12 protein-coding genes are annotated in these 17,742 nt (G+C 57.3%); 6 read left to right on the forward strand and 6 right to left on the reverse strand.

Features of this window, described 5'->3' with window-relative positions:
- Positions 1-563: 563 nt before the first annotated feature.
- Positions 564-2,831: an adenosylcobalamin-dependent ribonucleoside-diphosphate reductase gene (locus ACTG34_RS10365; protein WP_439104851.1), complete on the reverse strand. Its 2,268-nt coding sequence runs from the start codon at positions 2,829-2,831 to the stop codon at positions 564-566.
- A gap of 129 nt (positions 2,832-2,960) precedes the next feature.
- On the opposite strand from ACTG34_RS10365, the gene ACTG34_RS10370 reads away from it, so the two are divergent.
- On the forward strand, positions 2,961-3,380 hold the full coding sequence (locus ACTG34_RS10370; RefSeq protein ID WP_439104852.1) for a DUF1489 family protein: 420 nt from the start codon (positions 2,961-2,963) through the stop codon (positions 3,378-3,380).
- 7 nt (positions 3,381-3,387) lie between these two features.
- Here ACTG34_RS10370 and hisG read toward each other — a convergent pair whose 3' ends face one another.
- The 3 genes from hisG to hisS are packed head-to-tail and all read right to left on the reverse strand — an operon-like array spanning position 3,388 to position 6,808.
- Complete coding sequence (hisG, locus tag ACTG34_RS10375; protein ID WP_439104853.1) at positions 3,388-4,086, reverse strand: ATP phosphoribosyltransferase; 699 nt, start codon at positions 4,084-4,086, stop codon at positions 3,388-3,390.
- A complete protein-coding gene (locus ACTG34_RS10380) occupies positions 4,083-5,183 on the reverse strand; it encodes an ATP phosphoribosyltransferase regulatory subunit (protein ID WP_439104854.1) in 1,101 nt (366 codons plus the stop codon). The genes hisG and ACTG34_RS10380 overlap by 4 nt, the downstream gene beginning before the upstream one ends.
- Positions 5,183-6,808: a histidine--tRNA ligase gene (hisS, locus tag ACTG34_RS10385; protein WP_439104855.1), complete on the reverse strand. Its 1,626-nt coding sequence runs from the start codon at positions 6,806-6,808 to the stop codon at positions 5,183-5,185. Before hisS ends, ACTG34_RS10380 begins: the two co-directional genes overlap by 1 nt.
- A gap of 98 nt (positions 6,809-6,906) precedes the next feature.
- On the opposite strand from hisS, the gene ACTG34_RS10390 reads away from it, so the two are divergent.
- On the forward strand, positions 6,907-7,119 hold the full coding sequence (locus ACTG34_RS10390; protein WP_439104856.1) for a SlyX family protein: 213 nt from the start codon (positions 6,907-6,909) through the stop codon (positions 7,117-7,119).
- Positions 7,120-7,160: 41 nt separating this feature from the next.
- Here ACTG34_RS10390 and ACTG34_RS10395 read toward each other — a convergent pair whose 3' ends face one another.
- Both ACTG34_RS10395 and dnaE read right to left on the reverse strand, forming a co-directional pair.
- Positions 7,161-8,267: a hypothetical protein gene (locus ACTG34_RS10395; RefSeq protein ID WP_439104857.1), complete on the reverse strand. Its 1,107-nt coding sequence runs from the start codon at positions 8,265-8,267 to the stop codon at positions 7,161-7,163.
- Positions 8,267-11,788: a DNA polymerase III subunit alpha gene (dnaE, locus tag ACTG34_RS10400; protein ID WP_439104859.1), complete on the reverse strand. Its 3,522-nt coding sequence runs from the start codon at positions 11,786-11,788 to the stop codon at positions 8,267-8,269. Before dnaE ends, ACTG34_RS10395 begins: the two co-directional genes overlap by 1 nt.
- Positions 11,789-12,056: 268 nt before the next feature.
- Here dnaE and ACTG34_RS10405 point away from each other — a divergent pair, with 268 nt between their 5' ends.
- The 4 genes from ACTG34_RS10405 to ACTG34_RS10420 all read left to right on the forward strand — a co-directional run.
- Positions 12,057-13,409: a xanthine dehydrogenase small subunit gene (locus ACTG34_RS10405; RefSeq protein WP_439104860.1), complete on the forward strand. Its 1,353-nt coding sequence runs from the start codon at positions 12,057-12,059 to the stop codon at positions 13,407-13,409.
- Positions 13,406-15,709: a xanthine dehydrogenase molybdopterin binding subunit gene (xdhB, locus tag ACTG34_RS10410; protein ID WP_439104861.1), complete on the forward strand. Its 2,304-nt coding sequence runs from the start codon at positions 13,406-13,408 to the stop codon at positions 15,707-15,709. The genes ACTG34_RS10405 and xdhB overlap by 4 nt, the downstream gene beginning before the upstream one ends.
- A complete protein-coding gene (gene xdhC / locus ACTG34_RS10415) occupies positions 15,706-16,644 on the forward strand; it encodes a xanthine dehydrogenase accessory protein XdhC (protein ID WP_439104862.1) in 939 nt (312 codons plus the stop codon). Before xdhB ends, xdhC begins: the two co-directional genes overlap by 4 nt.
- Positions 16,641-17,742, forward strand: a 1,102-nt coding sequence (locus ACTG34_RS10420; protein WP_439104863.1) for an ABC transporter ATP-binding protein, incomplete at its 3' end; no start/stop codon positions are given. The genes xdhC and ACTG34_RS10420, both read left to right, overlap by 4 nt.

A 17,742-nucleotide genomic window follows, 5' to 3' on the forward strand; every position in this document is an offset into this window, starting at 1 on the left:
TTAAAAATCCCATATCGATCACTCCAAATCTCCCTGAACAAAAACGTCAGGGCCATGTGTTCACATGGGTCAATTCTCAGTGACAATTTATGGGGCTACCGGGTCAGTTCTCAGTGACATTCAACAGATTCTCCATGTTCTCTCTGTACAGCCGCAAGAAACGTTTCAGACGAGTGTTGATTTCCACTTCAGTTGTCAGGTCCTCGGAAGGGAACCTGATATCGGCGAACGGTATCCGGGGCATTGGGTGTCCTCTCTGAACTGCTCCGCCATCCATAGGCGGTCAGCTTTAGGCAGCAAGTCGCTGTCAAGGGTTTCAGCAAGAGGATCCGGATCCATGAGAACACTATGTGAACATTTGAGCGCGCCGGTCAACCTGGGCACCATGGCGCCCACCCAGAAAGCAAGAATGCCGACCCCTCGGGCCGGCATTCTTCAGATCACACAAAATCAATGACTTACTATGACATGGTCATTTTATACCCAACAAGAGTCCGTTTTTTGAGCCCGGATAGCTCTCAATTGCCCGTCCTCATACTGATATTCATCAACTCACGCGTTTCTCACCCGCACTTCGAATGGCCGCACGATCCGCAGGTCATGCATCCTTCGACCATTCGCAAATCGTATTGACCACACGACGGGCAGGCTTTGCCGCGTGGTTTGTCGCCCATGGAGACCACCTGCGCTTGTGGGTCGGTTTTGAGCCCCATGCCCTCCCCCGCGATGAAGCCGGTCTCGATCAGATGACGCTCGATCACGCCGCCGATCGCCGCCAAAATGGAGGGGATATACTTTCCCTGCATCCATGCACCGCCGCGTGGATCGAACACCGCTTTGAGTTCTTCGACCACAAACGACACATCGCCACCACGGCGGAACACGGCGGAAATCATCCGTGTGAGCGCCACGGTCCACGCAAAATGCTCCATGTTCTTGGAGTTGATGAAAATCTCGAACGGGCGGCGATGGCCACCGTGCACGGTGTCATTGATTGTGATGTAGATCGCATGCTCGCTGTCGGGCCATTTGACTTTATACGTCGCCCCTTCAAGGGTCTGTGGGCGATCAAGCGGTTCGGAGAGATAGACCACATCCGCACCCTCGTCTGTGTCGGGCGTATCCTCGGAGGCTTCAGAGACTGTCAAAACGGACCCCGTCACATCGTTGGGGCGGTAGGTCGTGCAGCCCTTACAGCCTGTGTCCCACGCCGCCATGTAGACCTCTTTGAAGTCGTCAAAGCTAATGTCTACGGGGCAATTGATGGTTTTAGAGATCGAACTATCGACCCATTTTTGCGCTGCCGCCTGCATGCGAACGTGATCGAGCGGGGCAAGCGTTTGGGCGTTGACGAAATGATCGGGTAGGACTGCATCGGCGCCGAATTTGTCGCGGTATAGCTTGACGGCGTAGTCCACCACTTCCTCTTCGGTGCGGGTGCCGTCCTTTTGCAAAACCTTGCGGGTATAGGCGTAGGCGAACACCGGCTCGATGCCCGACGACACATTGCCCGCGTACAGGGAAATGGTGCCTGTAGGAGCAATAGAGGTCAGCAACGCATTGCGAATGCCGTGGGTTGCAATGGCGTCACGCACGTCTTGGTCCATCGCTTCGAGTGAGCCGGACGCGAGGTATTTGTCGGCATCAAATAGCGGGAACGCGCCCTTTTCACGGGCCAGTTCGGTCGAGGCCAGATAGGACGCGCGCGCAATCGCCTTGAGCCATGCCTTACAGGTCGCGGCGGCCTCGTCGGACCCATAACGCTGGCCCACCATCAACAACGCATCGGCAAGACCGGTAACACCTAGACCGATACGGCGCTTTGCCTGCGCCTCGCGGGCCTGCGCCTCTAGAGGGAAACGCGAGGCGTCAACCACATTGTCCATCATGCGCACGGCCGTGGCGACCAGATCGGACAGCTTTTCAATATCTAGGTGCGCCTCATCCTCAAACGGTTGATCTACCAGTCGCGCAAGGTTGATCGAGCCCAGCAAACAAGCGCCATAGGGCGGCAAGGGCTGCTCACCGCACGGGTTGGTCGCCGCAATCGTTTCGCAATACGCGAGGTTGTTCATCTTGTTGATACGGTCGATAAAAATCACACCGGGTTCAGCGTAGTCATACGTCCCCTTCATGATCTTATTCCACAGATCACGAGCCTGAACTGTGTGATAAACCTTACCGCCAAAGGTCAGCTCCCACGGCCCATTCGCCTTAACAGCGTCCATGAACGGGTCCGTAATCAAAACGGACAGGTTGAACATACGCAGGCGTGCGGCGTCTTGTTTGGCGGATATGAAATCTTCGATGTCGGGATGGTCACACCGCATCGTAGCCATCATCGCCCCGCGCCGCGACCCCGCTGACATGATCGTGCGACACATCGAATCCCAGACATCCATGAATGACAATGGGCCAGAGGCGTCTGCGGCGACACCCGACACACCCGCGCCTTTGGGACGTATGGTGGAGAAATCATAGCCGATCCCCCCGCCTTGCTGCATGGTCAAAGCGGCCTCTTTGAGCATGTCGAAAATACCGCCCATCGTGTCGGGCACGGTGCCCATCACGAAACAGTTGAACAGGGTCACTGAACGCTCGGTGCCCGCGCCCGCCAAAATACGCCCCGCGGGCAGGAATTTGAAATCCTCAAGAGCGTGATAGAACCTATCCTCCCAAATCGTCGCATCCGCCTCGACCGAAGCCAAGGCCCGCGCAACGCGCCGCCAGCTATCCTCTACACTCAGATCAAGCGGCGCACCGCCTGCCTCCTTGAAACGGTATTTCATATCCCAGATTTGTTCAGCGATAGGGGCGGCGAAACGGGTCATTGGCAGTGGTCCGATCTTTTGGCGTCACGTGTGGATGGGGAGCGGGATGTAGCGCGCCCGTGGTGCAAAGGCAACTTGATCTCAGGCACAATTGTCATATCTTACCTTACGAAACCTGAGGGGACTATAGTGGCAAATCACGTCAATCTGGTAAAACTTTGCGTTGGCGTCGATAGCGTCGAGGACTTAGCCGCACATATCAAGCATCGCGGTGGGCGCACGACCGCTCATGTGACACGCATGTGGCCCAAACAAGAGGACGCATTGCTCAATGGTGGCTCGCTCTATTGGGTGATCAAGGGCGTTATACAGGCGCGCCAACGCATCGTTTCTCTGGAGGAATATCGCGGCGGCGATGGTGTGCGCAGATGCGCCATCATGCTCGATGCCGATTTGGTACGCACAACAGGCGCACAACGCCGCCCCTTCCAAGGCTGGCGCTACCTCAAGCCTGAGGACGCTCCGAACGATCTGCCCAAAGGGCGCGAAAGCGAGGCCGAACTGCCCGCAGACTTGGCGCAAACCCTCGCCGATATCGGTCTGCTTTAGAGCCGCATCAATCCCCGACTTGCAACATATTCTTGAGCACAGACATCGCCGCGCGGTCGGCATCCGTGCAATGCGCGGTCCGACTTTTGAACAGTGTGGCTTGTGATTTATGAACAGGATCACACGCAAGGATTTTGAGGTGGTTGGCCCGAAGGGTCTCGCCCGTGGATGTAATGTCCGCAACAGCTTCGGCCGTCAGGTTTTTCACTGTGCCTTCCGTGGCTCCCTGACTATCGACGAGCTGGTAATCCGCTACGCCATGCGCCTTGAGATACTCACGCACGAGGTGGTGATACTTGGTCGCGATCCGTAGGCGATACCCGTGGCGCGCGCGAAAAGCAGCGGCAGCCGCGTCAAGATCGTCCAGTGTATCAACATCGACCCACGCCTTTGGCACGGCCAAAATAAGGTCGGCATGACCAAACCCCATGCGCGCCAATTCGACCACTTTAGCGTCCCATTGGCTGAGCTTGTCACGCACCAGATCAGAGCCAGTCACCCCGAGATGAATACGCCCAGCCGCAAGTTCGCGTGGAATTTCAGACGCAGAGAGCAAGACAAGCTCGACACCGTCGACGCCGTCAACAGCGCCCGAATATTCGCGCTCCGCACCCGTTTGGCGCAACGTAATCCCGTGACTTGCAAACCACTCAAACGTCTTGTCCATCAATCGCCCTTTGGAGGGCACACCCAGTTTAATGGTCATTGCGCGTCTCCCTTTAGGGCGAGCATCAAGTCAGGTCGTATGACGCCGCCGACCGCAGGCACGCCAGTGCCCTGCCCCAAAACCGCCGTTAGCGCGTCATAGCGTCCACCGGTGGCCACAGGCGGCAAATCGGGGCGCGCCTCGGCATAAAACCCGAACACGAACCCGTCATAGTATTCCATAGATGTGCGCCCGTAGGAGGCCTCGAACATCAAGTTCTCCACATCAACCCCACGCTTTTCCATTGCCGCGGAGCGACGATCAAGCCGCGTCACCGCCTGCGCGATCGACGGCATATCAACGGCGATATCACGCAGCGCGGACAGCACATTTGGCACGGTTTCCTTGAGTGAGAGAATATCGTCGATCAAGTCGACTTCGGCCGCTGAAATAGGCGGCTCGGCTGCGTCCTCTGCCAGTGCCTGAACGCGGGCGTCGATTTCTGTCTGCGTGCGCACTCCGATAAAGGGGGCCGCCTCTTCAGCGAGGTTCGCCTGAACACGGGCCAAATTGGCAGCGCGCAAATCGCTACCTGCATCGGAAAACCGCGTTAGCAAGGCGCGAAACCTGCGCGGACGCCAAATGTGACGAAGCAATGCACCTCGGCGGCGCTCGGTTGTGTTCAGTCCACGCACCGCATCCACGAGAATACCAATATCACCCGTGGCGGCGCGGAGATCATAATCGGCCAATAGGTCAGAAAACCGTCCGAACACATCTGCATCGGCCTCGGCAATGTTGGCCTCGCCAAACACCTCATACCCCACCTGAAAGTACTCGTTGCTGCGCTCAGGATGGTCATCTTGTTTGCGAAACACCTCACCAAAATACGTATAGCTCGCGGGACGCTCATCACCAGCCATATGCGCTTGGGCAACGGGAACAGTGAAATCGGGACGTAGCATCATCTCACCGTGTTCAGGGTCGGATGTCACATAGGCCCGCGCACGGATATCTTCGCCGTACAGGTCCAAAAGCACCTCTGCGGGCAGCAAGATATCGGTGTCAAACCGCGCCGCGCCACCGCTGGCGAATGCATCGCATAGGCCTTCTGCCATCATCCTTGCACGGGCTTTGTCGGAAACCTGATCGACCATTAGGAATAACTTTCGATAATCTCGCGAACCTTCGCGACCAAATCGCCACGCGGCACTTCAAACTGGTTGGGGCGATCTTTCCATTCCTCAAGCGAGGCACTTTGCGCGAGCTTCGTTCCCAAAATCAGGTCTTTAATCTGCACCACATCGCGCTCCTGTTCGTCACCGCCTTGAATGATGGCCACGGGAGAATTGCGTTTGTCGGCGTATTTCAACTGATTGCCAAAGTTCTTTGGATTGCCCAAGTACACTTCGGCGCGAATACCCGCTTGGCGCAACTCCGTCACCATCTGCATGTAATCCGCCATACGTGACTTATCCATGACAGTCACGACCACTGGCCCCTCGGCCTCACTACCGATGCGGCCCGTTGCGCGCAACGCGGCCAATAGACGATCAACGCCGATGGACATGCCCGTGGCGGGAACGGCCTGTCCGGTGAACCGCTTGACCAGATCATCATACCGCCCGCCGCCTGCGACCGATCCAAACTCGCGCACACGGCCTTTCTCATCGGTGACTTCGAACGTCAACTCAGCCTCATAGACAGGGCCGGTGTAGTATCCAAGACCGCGGACGACAGAAGGATCGATACGAATGCGGTCCGCCGAGTAACCTTGAGCTTTGAGCAATTCATGAATTGCTCGAAGTTCCTGCACCCCTTCAAAGCCAATTGAAGATTCGCCCACGATTTCATTTAAGTAATTTAGGACGTTCTCATTCCAAACAGCGCCCGCGGTCGCTCTAAGGGCGTGTTGGCCTGAGAACACTGGAGATGCATAGTCCCTTGCGGTGTAAAGCAAATCAGCTGCCTTGGGATTAGTGTCCCTAATTGCGGAAGCCTGCTGAGCTAGCCTTGAGTCCACAGCGTTGTGCGCATTGACAAAGCCAAGGATTGCTTTGATTTGCAAATCACCCAGCCCTGCCCCATCCGTGAAATCGCCGCTGTCGTCTTTACGGCCCTCACCCAAGAGCGCGGTGACACCCGCGTCACCGAATTTGTCGTGCTTATCAATGGTGCGCAAAACAATGCCGCGCACGGCGGCGAATTCGTCCGTGTCGTGCAGGCCCGCAGCCTCCAACACACCGTCGAGAACTTTGCGGTTATTGACGCGAATAATGTAGTCTCCCCGCGCAATGCCCACGGCCTCAAGCGTGTCGGACAGCATCGCACAAATTTCTGCATCGGCGGCCACGGACGGCGCTCCTACGGTATCGGCGTCACATTGGTAAAACTGCCGAAACCGCCCCGGACCAGGCTTTTCGTTGCGCCAAACCGGACCCATTGCAAAGCGGCGATACGGGCTTGGTAAATCCTGACGATATTGCGCGGCGACACGCGCAAGCGGCGCCGTCATGTCATAACGCAGGGCAACCCAATCGGCATCATCCTCTTGCCATGCGAACACACCCTCATTGGGGCGATCCACATCAGGTAGGAACTTGCCAAGCGCCTCAACGGTTTCAACGGCGGATGTTTCGAGCGCCTCGAACCCGTAAAGATGATAGACTTCGGCAATGCGATCAAGCATAGCCTTGCGCTCGGTCACTTCGGTGCCGAAATAATCACGAAAGCCTTTTGGCGCAATTGCCTTGGGGCGGGGAGATTTGTTGGGCTTGGCCATCGGGTCGGTTCCTTGACGCTTTGTCGTTCGCGGCATAGCCCAAGGGGGCGCTTGGGGCAAGCGGATGAGCCGCAAAGTGGCGAATGGAGAACGAAGAGATGTCAGACACCGACCGCATAACCTCACTCGAAGAACAAATTTCATATCTGACCAGAACCGTTGACGAGCTATCCGATGTGATCGCTCGTCAAGAAAACGACATCGACAAAATTCATCGTCGTCTGGGCATGCTCATGGAGGCAGAAGTCTCGCGCCAGTCCGATGGCGAAGGCTCAATCGCGCTTGCTGATCAACGCCCACCACATTGGTAGCGGCCGCAAATCCGAGACCGCGCGGCGACACGGCATGCGGATCACCGCACCTCGTCAGAGATCAACTTCCCGTCTGACACCAATAGCTCCAACCAAGCACCAGTGCCACCAAACGTCTCGTAGACCGAGACAAATGCCACATGGCTTTCCAGTTTTGGCAGGTTTTGGGCGGGGCAGTTCACGCCCTTGCCGACACCGCAAGTTTTAGACTTGATCACTTCGTATTCTTTATCGGCAACCGACCAAGGGGCTTTTTTGCGTGCCTTGGAGTAACGATGGACCTCGTGTAAGGCGGCCGACCCGAACATAACCAAGGACGCCGTGATCTGACGCGGGCAATTGTCGTCAAACCCCGTGATGAACTGGGTGCGCGCCTGCGTTGAGGACGCGTCTGTATCATACAGCTTCCAAACTGCCCGACCCTCGCGCGGGAATTTATCAACAAGTTTTGCTTGTGCGGCAGGTTTCGCCTCACATGCGACACCGACCGTCCCAAACGCCACGACCTCACCCGGCTGCACGGTGGAACGTGTCGTAGTGGCAAGTGCCGCACCCGAATCTGTCGAGCGCGCATTCGCGAACAAACCGCCAAACAAGCCGTTCTTTTTGGGAGCAGGTTCGACGTCGGGGGACACACCAACCGTCTCGGGGCGGACATCTGATCCTCCCGTATCAACCGGTTCAAGGGCCAGCGCCGCGAGCTCTACGTTGTCTGTAGCGTCGTCAGCTTCTGTCCCCGTGGTCGCGGACTGTTGATCCTGTGGTTTTGGCTTTAAAAAAGCGAAGATACCGCCACTTCCACGCGCCACCGCCGCGTCCTGCGCACCTTGTGCCACTTGCGCGTCAATCACTTCAATATCCGTACCGTCAAGCGGCGAGGCCACAGGCGCAGGTTTCAAAAACGCAAACAGACCTTTGTGGGGTGAAACAGGCGTTGCCGCATCCTCGAATGCTGTGGAGAGATCTTGTGTTTGCGCTAAATTCACCTCGCTCGGTGCGTCGACCAACACCTGCGACCCTGTGGCGTCCGACATCATTGAGACCAGGGTCAGCTCATCAGGGGTTGAGCGCACCGCATTGAACGCGGGCAACTCCATCTGGCACCCTGTAAGAACCGTAAGAGCAAGAACATCGGCTAAAATCCGCATCAATCATCTTCCACCATTACAACACCGTCTATCGACTTAATTGCACCCTTTACTTCGGGTGAAATCACAAACGGTTGGTCAATTTCTATGTCTACTTCGCCAGGCAAATCAGGGGCCATCAAACAAAACGACAAAACGCCCTTAGGCGGAACTTTTGCCTCTCGCGTCACACGCGTCAACAATTCACTTACAGACAAAATTGCTGCGGTATTATCACAAAAAACCTTGAGACCCGCAGCACCGGCATCAGCCACAACCGTATCCATGGGCGCAACCGCGCGTATCGTAGGATCAAATTGCCCGTCATTGAACCGTCCCTCCAAGGTCACAACGACCTTGTCGGTGCTCTCGAACACTGCGCGCGCGGCATTGAGTTCATCGTCTTTGCGCGCAAACATCGCGATGCCCGCAAGCTGGCCCGTGCTATCCGAGATATTCATGCGGAAATAGCGGTTGCCCTTGGACGACTTCATCTCACGAAAGCCCGACACCATGACGCCGACCTGCATGGTAGCTGAGCCTTCGGCCTCGGCCTTGGCCTGAGCGCCCACAAGGGTACCGATTTTTTTGCGTTTAAGCGCGGAGGCATAATCATCAAGCGGATGACCCGACAAAAAGAACCCGATCGCCTTTTGCTCTTCCATCAACCGCTCGGAGGCGACCCAATCATTCGAGGGCGACAGGCGCGGTTCGGGCAAATCATCACCCGCATCACCAAACAACGACACCTGATTGGAGGCCTTTTGCTCATGGATCGCTGCGGAGTATTGCACGAGCGCATCAAGGCTCTCGAACACACGGCGGCGATTGCTGTCCAACAGATCAAACGCCCCCGCGCGGGCAAGCATCTCAAGGGGGCGTTTACCCACACGTTTGAGGTCCACGCGGCGCGCAAAATCAAACAAGGTCACAAACCCGTTGCCGCCCTCGTCTCGGGCATTGACGATCAATTGCATCGCCTCGCCACCAACGTTTTTGAGCGCCCCAAGCGCATAAACAAGTTTCTGATCGACCACATCGAACGTCGACAGCGACCTGTTCACACACGGCGGAATAATCTCGATATCAAGGCCGCGACGCACCTCTTCTGCATAGACCGACAGTTTGTCCGTGAGGTGAATATCGCAATTCATCACACCGGCCATGAACTCGACAGGGTGGTTCGCCTTGAGCCACCCCGTTTGGTATGACACCACCGCGTAGGCCGCCGCGTGGGATTTGTTAAAGCCGTAGTTGGCGAACTTTTCCAACAGGTCGAATACTTCGGAGGCCTTTTTCGCCGTCACGCCGTTCTTGGCCGCACCGGCCTCGAATTTCGGGCGCTCGGCGTCCATTGCCTCTTTAATCTTTTTACCCATCGCACGGCGCAACAAATCAGCGCCGCCAAGCGAGTAGCCCGCCATGACCTGTGCGATCTGCATCACCTGTTCTTGGTAAACGATGATGCCTTGGGTCTCTTCGAGAATGTGGTCAATCGTGGGATGAACCGATTCCAACTCCTTGCGCCCGTGCTTCACATCACAATAGGTCGGGATGTTTTCCATCGGACCCGGACGGTAAAGCGCCACGAGCGCCACGATGTCCTCGATACAGGTCGGCTTCATCTGGCGTAGCGCGGACATCATGCCCGAGCTTTCCACCTGAAACACCGCGACCGTTTTCGCATCCGAATAAAGCTTGTAGGTTTTATCATCATCAAGTGGGATGAGGTTGATCTGGTTCTTGGCCCCTTCGGGCGGCGTATACAATTGCGCGCCATCGGCGGCGACATGCAAATCTCGCCCAGCCTTGAAAATCAGGTTCATCGCCGACTGGATCACGGTGAGGGTTTTCAGGCCCAAAAAGTCGAACTTAACCAAGCCCGCAGGTTCAACCCATTTCATATTGAATTGGGTCGCGGGCATATCGGAACGCGGATCCTGATACAGCGGGACAAGCTCGTCAATCGGACGATCCCCGATCACCACACCCGCCGCGTGCGTCGACGCGTTGCGCAACAGTCCCTCAACCTTTTGGCCGTGCTTCAGCAAGCGGTCTACGACCTCCTCCGCACGCGCCTCTTCGCGCAATCGCGGCTCGTCTTGCAACGCTTGGTGGATCGACACGGGCTTGACGCCTTCGACGGGGATCAGCTTGGACAGGCGGTCCACCTGACCGTATGGCATCTGCAAAACCCGCCCGATGTCGCGTACCGCCGCCTTGGACAACAGCGCGCCGAATGTGATGATCTGACCGACGCGGTCGCGCCCGTATTTCTCCTGCACATAACGGATCACCTCCTCGCGGCGATCCATACAAAAGTCGATATCGAAGTCGGGCATCGACACGCGTTCAGGGTTCAAAAACCGCTCGAACAGCAACGAATAGCGCAGCGGATCAAGATCGGTAACGGTCAACACATAGGCCACGAGCGACCCCGCTCCGGACCCGCGCCCTGGTCCCACAGGAATGCCCTGTTCCTTGCCCCACTTGATAAAGTCGGCCACGATCAAAAAGTAGCCTGGAAAACCCATCTGCTCGATGATGCCCAACTCGAACTCGAGCCGCTTGTCGTACTCTTCGCGCGGGGCGGCAGGTTCGATCACGGCCAGACGCGCGTCCAATCCCTCCCACGCCTGCTTGCGCAATTCCTCGACCTCATCGTCCGCGAACTTCGGCAGGATCGGATCACGCGTATAGGCCTTGAAGGCACAACGTTTGGCAATTTCGACAGTGTTTTCCAATGCCTCGGGCAAATCGGCAAACAGCGCGGCCATCTCGGCGGGCGTTTTAAAATAATGCTGTGGCGTCAACCGGCGGCGCGGTTCTGATTGATCGACATAGGCGCCCTCGGCAATACAGATCAGCGCGTCATGCGCCTCGTACATATCTGGATCGGGGAAATAAACATCATTGGTCGCAACAAGCGGCAACCCCAAATCATACGCCCATTCCACGAACGGGCGCTCGGTGGTGCGCTCGGCTTCGGTGGCCTGCCCGTCCTCACCACGGTGGCGTTGTAGCTCCACATACAAACGATTGGGATAGATCGCCTTGAGCCGCTCCAATAACGCACGGGCCTTGGGCACTTGTTGTGCTTGGATCAATTTGCCCACGGGACCGTTCGCACCACCTGTCAGACAAATCAGACCTGCCGAATAACGCTCCAACTCGTCCACGGTCACTTGCGGGATGCCGTCGTGTTTATCCACATAGAGACAAGAATTGAGCTTCATGAGGTGCTCATAGCCCTGCTCGGTCTGTGCGAGCAAAACCACGGGAGCAGGACCGCGAGGACGCTCGCCTGTCGCCGCTACGTCATAGGCCAGATCAACCTGACAGCCGATGATCGGCTGCACCCCTGCACCGCTTGCATATTCGGAAAATTCCAAAGCACAAAACAGGTTGTTGGTATCCGTGACCGCCACCGCAGGCATCCCCGCATCGGCCACTATCCCGCTCAGCTTTTTGAGACGCATTGCGCCTTCGAGGAGGGAATATTCGGTGTGGACCCGAAGGTGGATGAAATTGGGGCTGTTCATTGGGCGCACGCTATCCCATGCGCATGGGACGGGCCAACCCAAAAACATGCGCCATCGTCACATTAAGGCACATTCGCGATGCGGCTCTGATCGCCACCCACCCCCCAAAGCAGAACAAACTTTGACCACTTGGGTAATTAAATGGCGCCAATTGACACACAAACCCTTGCCAATGGCGCCCCTTGGATGGTCTTCTAGAATAAATGGACCGCGCTTTCCGCCGCATCGGGCGCGACTCCTTTATAAAAGAAAGCGGCAGGTCCGACAGATGGAAATCACCTTCCGCCTCAATGGCGAGATTGTCCAAACCCCGACAACTCACACCAAAACCCTGCTTGATCACCTGCGTGAAACGCGCGGACTGACAGGCACCAAAGAGGGCTGTAACGAGGGCGATTGTGGCGCGTGCACCGTTATGGTGCACGACGAGCGCGGCACACACGCGCTCAATGCTTGCATTTTGTTCCTGCCGCAGCTGCACGGTAAATCCGTCACCACGGTTGAGGGCTTGTCTCAGGGCGAAACGCTCCATCCCGTCCAAGAGGCAATGATCCAAGAGCATGGAAGCCAATGCGGCTTTTGCACGCCAGGGATCGTGATGTCCCTTGCCACAGCCCACGTAAAGGGCGAGACGAACCACGCCGATGTACTGGCTGGCAACCTATGTCGGTGCACAGGATATGCGCCGATCTTGCGAGCAGCACAGGCGGCGGCAACACAAACCGCCCCCCGCCTGTCGCCCGCGCCTCTTGATGTACCTGCACTGATAGATCGCCCCGAAACCTCTGACGAACTCGCAGCACTTTATGTCCTCAACCCCAAGGCAACCCTGATCGCGGGGGCCACAGATGTCGGACTATGGGTCACCAAGCGTCTCATGGACCTCGACGATGTGATTTTCCTCGGCGGCGTCAAAGACCTCGTGGGGATTACCGAAACCGATACTGAAATCACCATTGGCGCGATGACCCCCATCGCGGATTTGGCACCCGCCCTTGCGCCCCTTTGCCCCTCGCTTTCAGAGATGTTTCGCCGGTTCTCATCAGTTCAGGTGCGCACCGCTGCGACCCTTGGTGGCAATATCGCGAACGGATCGCCCATCGGAGATAGTCCGCCCCCCCTAATCGCGGCGAATGCGACACTGATCCTGCGCCGTGGCGACACTCGCCGCACACTGGCGCTTGAGGATTATTTCCTCGCTTATGGCAAACAGGACCGCCAAGATTCAGAGTTTGTCGAACATATCACCGTGCAAAAATCGGACCTTACCGACCTGCGCGTGTACAAATTGTCCAAACGGTTTGACCAAGATATTTCTGCGGTCTGCGGGGCGTTCAACCTCACCGTTGAGGACGACATCATCACCACCGCGCGCATTGCGTTTGGCGGTATGGCCGCGACCCCCAAACGCGCCACAGCAGTTGAAAACGCTCTAATTGGCAAGCCGTTTGACGCGGCCACCATTGCCGCCGCACGCCCCGCATTTGTCGAGGACTTTGAGCCCTTGTCCGACATGCGCGCCTCCGCCGACTACCGTCTGACAACCGCTCAAAATATGTTGGTGCGCTACCTAATGGAGCGCACAGGCACCCATGCATCCGTCTTGGAGGTGCGCCCATGAGCGTTGGAAAATCCCTCCCGCATGATGCCGCCCGTCTCCACGTCACGGGTGCCGCGCGCTATGTCGATGACATTCCCACGCCCGCGAACACCCTGCATCTAGCCTTTGGCCTCTCTACCGAGGCCCACGCCGACATCACCGCGATCAACCTTGATCAGGTTCGCGCCCTTGCGGGGGTCGTGGCCGTGCTGTCCGCCAATGACTTCGACGAGATGCCCGATTGCTCGCCCTCCGTAGGCGACGAGCCACTATTGGCAACAGGGACAGTCCACTACGTCGGTCAGCCGGTGTTTCTGGTCGTGGCCACATCGCATCTGATCGCCCGCAAGGCCGCGCGTCTTGCCGACATCACCTATGCGCCTAAACCCGCCATCCTGACCTACGAGGAGGCCCTCGCCGCCGATGCCCGTTTCGAGGATGGCCCGCGCATCTACACCAAAGGCGATGCGGCGACCGCCATCGCCGCAGCACCCCATCGCATCGAGGGTGAGTTCGAAATCGGCGGACAAGAGCATTTCTACCTAGAGGGACAAGCCGCCCTCGTGTTCCCCGACGATAACGGCGACATGGTGGTGCATTCCTCGACGCAACACCCCACCGAAATCCAACACAAGGTGGCCCATGCCCTGCACCTGCCGATGAGTGCGGTGCGGGTAGAGACGCGGCGCATGGGCGGCGGGTTTGGCGGCAAGGAAAGCCAAGGCAACGCGCTCGCCATCGCCTGTGCTGTCGCCGCCGCCCGTCTGGGGCGTCCATGCAAAATGCGTTACGACCGCGATGACGACATGATCATTACTGGCAAACGTCACGAGTTTCGCATTCGCTACACCTGTGGCTTTGATGAGACCGGCGCGATTACGGGGCTCGACTTCGTCCACATGACCCGTTGCGGGTGGGCGCAGGATCTCAGCCTGCCCGTGGCCGACCGCGCGATGCTACATGCCGACAATGCCTATCACCTGCGCAATGTGCGCATTGAAAGCCACCGTTTGCGCACCAACACTCAAAGCGCCACCGCCTACCGCGGATTTGGCGGCCCCCAAGGTGTGATTGGCATCGAGCGTGTTATTGACCACATCGCTCATGCGCTGGGCACCGACCCTGCCGAAATTCGCCGCCGAAATTATTACGCGGATATGGCACCAGAAGAGGCACCTGCATCCGCAATCCAAACCACGCCCTATGGCCAAGAGGTCGAGGATTTCATCCTTGGCGCCATGACCTCACAGCTCCTCGACGGTGCACATTACCTAGAACGCCGTACCGCTGTTGAACGATGGAACGCAGAGCATCCGACCCTCAAAAAGGGCCTCGGGATCAGCCCCGTCAAATTCGGCATCTCGTTTACCCTAACCCATCTCAACCAAGCGGGCGCATTAGTGCATATCTACCAAGACGGCTCCATTCGCATGAACCACGGCGGCACCGAAATGGGACAGGGATTGTTCCAAAAGGTCGCCCAAGTGGCCGCAACAGTGTTTGGTGTCGACGCCGCCCGCGTCAAAATCACCGCGACCGACACGGCCAAAGTTCCCAACACCTCGGCCACCGCCGCCTCAAGCGGGTCGGACCTCAATGGCATGGCCGTCAAAGCCGCCTGTGACACTCTGCGCAGTCGATTGGAATCCTTCCTGAGCGATCACTTCGGTGAATCTACATTTGAATGGCGCGACGAACGAGTGACGTTTGGCGCGCATGATATGGCCTTCGCAGAGGTCATTTCCCTCGCCTATCAAAATCGCATCAGCCTTTCGGCAACGGGGTTTTACAAAACCCCCAAAATCGAGTGGGACCGCATCAAGGGTCACGGTCGACCGTTCTTGTATTTCGCCCACGGCATCGCGTTGACCGAGGTCGTGATCGACACGCTAACGGGTGAAAACCGGATGCTGCGCACGGATATTTTGCACGATGCAGGCACGTCCTTGAACCCCGCACTCGATATTGGTCAGGTCGAAGGCGGCTTTGTCCAAGGGGCCGGATGGCTCACCACCGAGGAACTGGTGTGGGACGCACACGGCCACCTCAAAACGCACGCGCCATCCACCTACAAAATCCCCACGGCGTCTGATGCACCCGATATATTTAACGTTGCGCTATGGGATGCACCCAATCGCGAGAACACGATCTACCGCTCAAAGGCCGTAGGCGAACCACCGTTTATGCTTGGGATTTCGGTATTTCTCGCACTTTCCAATGCAGCTGCCGCTTGTGGCCCACACTATCCCGCCCTAGACGCGCCCGCGACACCCGAGGCATTACTCGCCGCGATTGCGCGCGCAAAGGGTGATGGAGCATGAGTTTTGACCGCGTAGCACTTGCACAGGCGCTTGTGCGTCATGGTCGTGTCGCGCGGGTCGTTGTCGCCGATGTAAAAGGCTCGACCCCGCGCGATGTAGGGGCATCTATGTTGGTCTGGCAGGATGAACACGGCCTCGCGCAATCCGGAACTATAGGCGGCGGGGCGCTCGAATTCGAAGCGATGAAAGCCGCGTTCACGTCCCCAAGACTGGCCCGTATCCCACTTGGCCCCGCGATGGGGCAATGTTGCGGGGGCGCGGTGGTTCTACTGACCGAAGTGTTCGAAACCGTGGCCGATATCCCTGAGGATATATTCGCGCGTGGCCCGTCACCGATGCCGTTTCGCGTAACCAAACTGTTGGCTGAGGCGCGCGCGACTGGCACATTGCAGCCGCATTTAATCGACGAATGGATGATTGAGCCGGTGCAGCCCGCCGCGCGCCCGCTTTGGGTTTGGGGGGCGGGACATGTCGGTCGTGCAATTGTGACCACGTTAGCGCCGCTGCCAACCTTTGACATCACTTGGATAGACACCAGTGCGGATCGGTTCCCGACAGATATCGCGACGGGCGTGTCGCCGCTGATGGCCACCAACCCCGCATCTCTTGTGCGCCACGCTCCCGAAATCGCGGAGCATTTGGTGCTCACCTACTCTCACGCACTTGATCTGGAGCTGTGCCATCTCATTTTGTCTCACGGATTTGGTACACTCGGCCTGATCGGGTCGGAAACGAAATGGGCACGCTTTAGAGCTAGATTAAACGATTTAGGTCACACACCTGCACAAATTTCACGCATTCGCTGCCCTATTGGGCAACCCGACCTCGGAAAACATCCGCAAGCCATTGCGATCGGGGTCGCCGCCCGCCTAATGTCATCGACGGAACATAAAGATTCTATTGACCTGAACACGGGTGAGGAACGCACGGGGTGAGTGACCTTCTCAAGATTAACGGGCTAACCAAAGCCTATCCGGGCGTCGTGGCCAATGACTCCGTGTCGTTCACCATTGGCGCGGGTCAAGTCCACGCTTTGCTCGGTGAAAACGGTGCGGGAAAATCCACGCTTGTCAAAATGATCTACGGGTTAGAAAAACCTGACAGCGGCACAATGCAGATGCACGGCACAGCGTACAGTCCGACCAGCCCACAAGCCGCACGCGCATCTGGCGTCGCGATGGTCTTTCAACACTTTTCTCTATTCGAAGCCCTCAACGTGGCTGAAAATGTCGCATTGGGCATGGAGAACCCTCCGAAAATGCGCGAACTGGCGCGCTCAATTCGTGATGTGTCAGAGGCCTACGGTCTTCCGCTTGATCCCGACCGTATTGTTGGTGATCTTTCCGCGGGGGAGCGGCAACGCGTTGAGATTATCCGCTGCCTGCTCCAAGATCCCAAACTGTTGATCATGGACGAGCCAACATCGGTTTTGACTCCGCAAGAAGTCGAGATTCTATTCACGACCCTGCGCAAGCTTCAATCCGAAGGCACCTCAATCCTCTACATTTCTCACAAGCTAGAGGAGATCCGCGCGCTGTGTGATGAGGCCACAATCCTACGCTTGGGCAAGGTCGTGGGCGATTGCGACCCAAAGACGACGACCGCACGCGAAATGGCCGAACTCATGGTCGGCGAAACGCTCCACACCCCAACGCGCGAAGGTGGCGAAACCGGCGAGATTTTGTTGGATGTTCGCACCCTTGATTTCGCGCCTGCGAATCCGTTTGGCACCCGCCTCAAAGACGTGTCGTTTCAGGTGCGCTCTGGCGAGATTTTGGGCATCGGCGGTGTTGCGGGCAATGGTCAGGACGAGCTTTTATCGGTGTTGTCCGGTGAGGCAAAAACTGCAACTGGTCGCGTCTTTTTTGAGGGGCAGGACATCGGCTGCATGGGGCCAAACGCGCGCCGTGGCCTTGGCATTTTAGCGGCTCCTGAGGAACGGCTTGGACATGCTGCGGCCCCGAATATGAGCCTGACAGAGAACGCCCTGTTGACGGCGAATGTACGCAAATCTTTGACCAAAAACGGTTTCA

The organism is Celeribacter marinus (assembly GCF_965656515.1).
Classification (GTDB): domain Bacteria; phylum Pseudomonadota; class Alphaproteobacteria; order Rhodobacterales; family Rhodobacteraceae; genus Celeribacter; species Celeribacter marinus_D.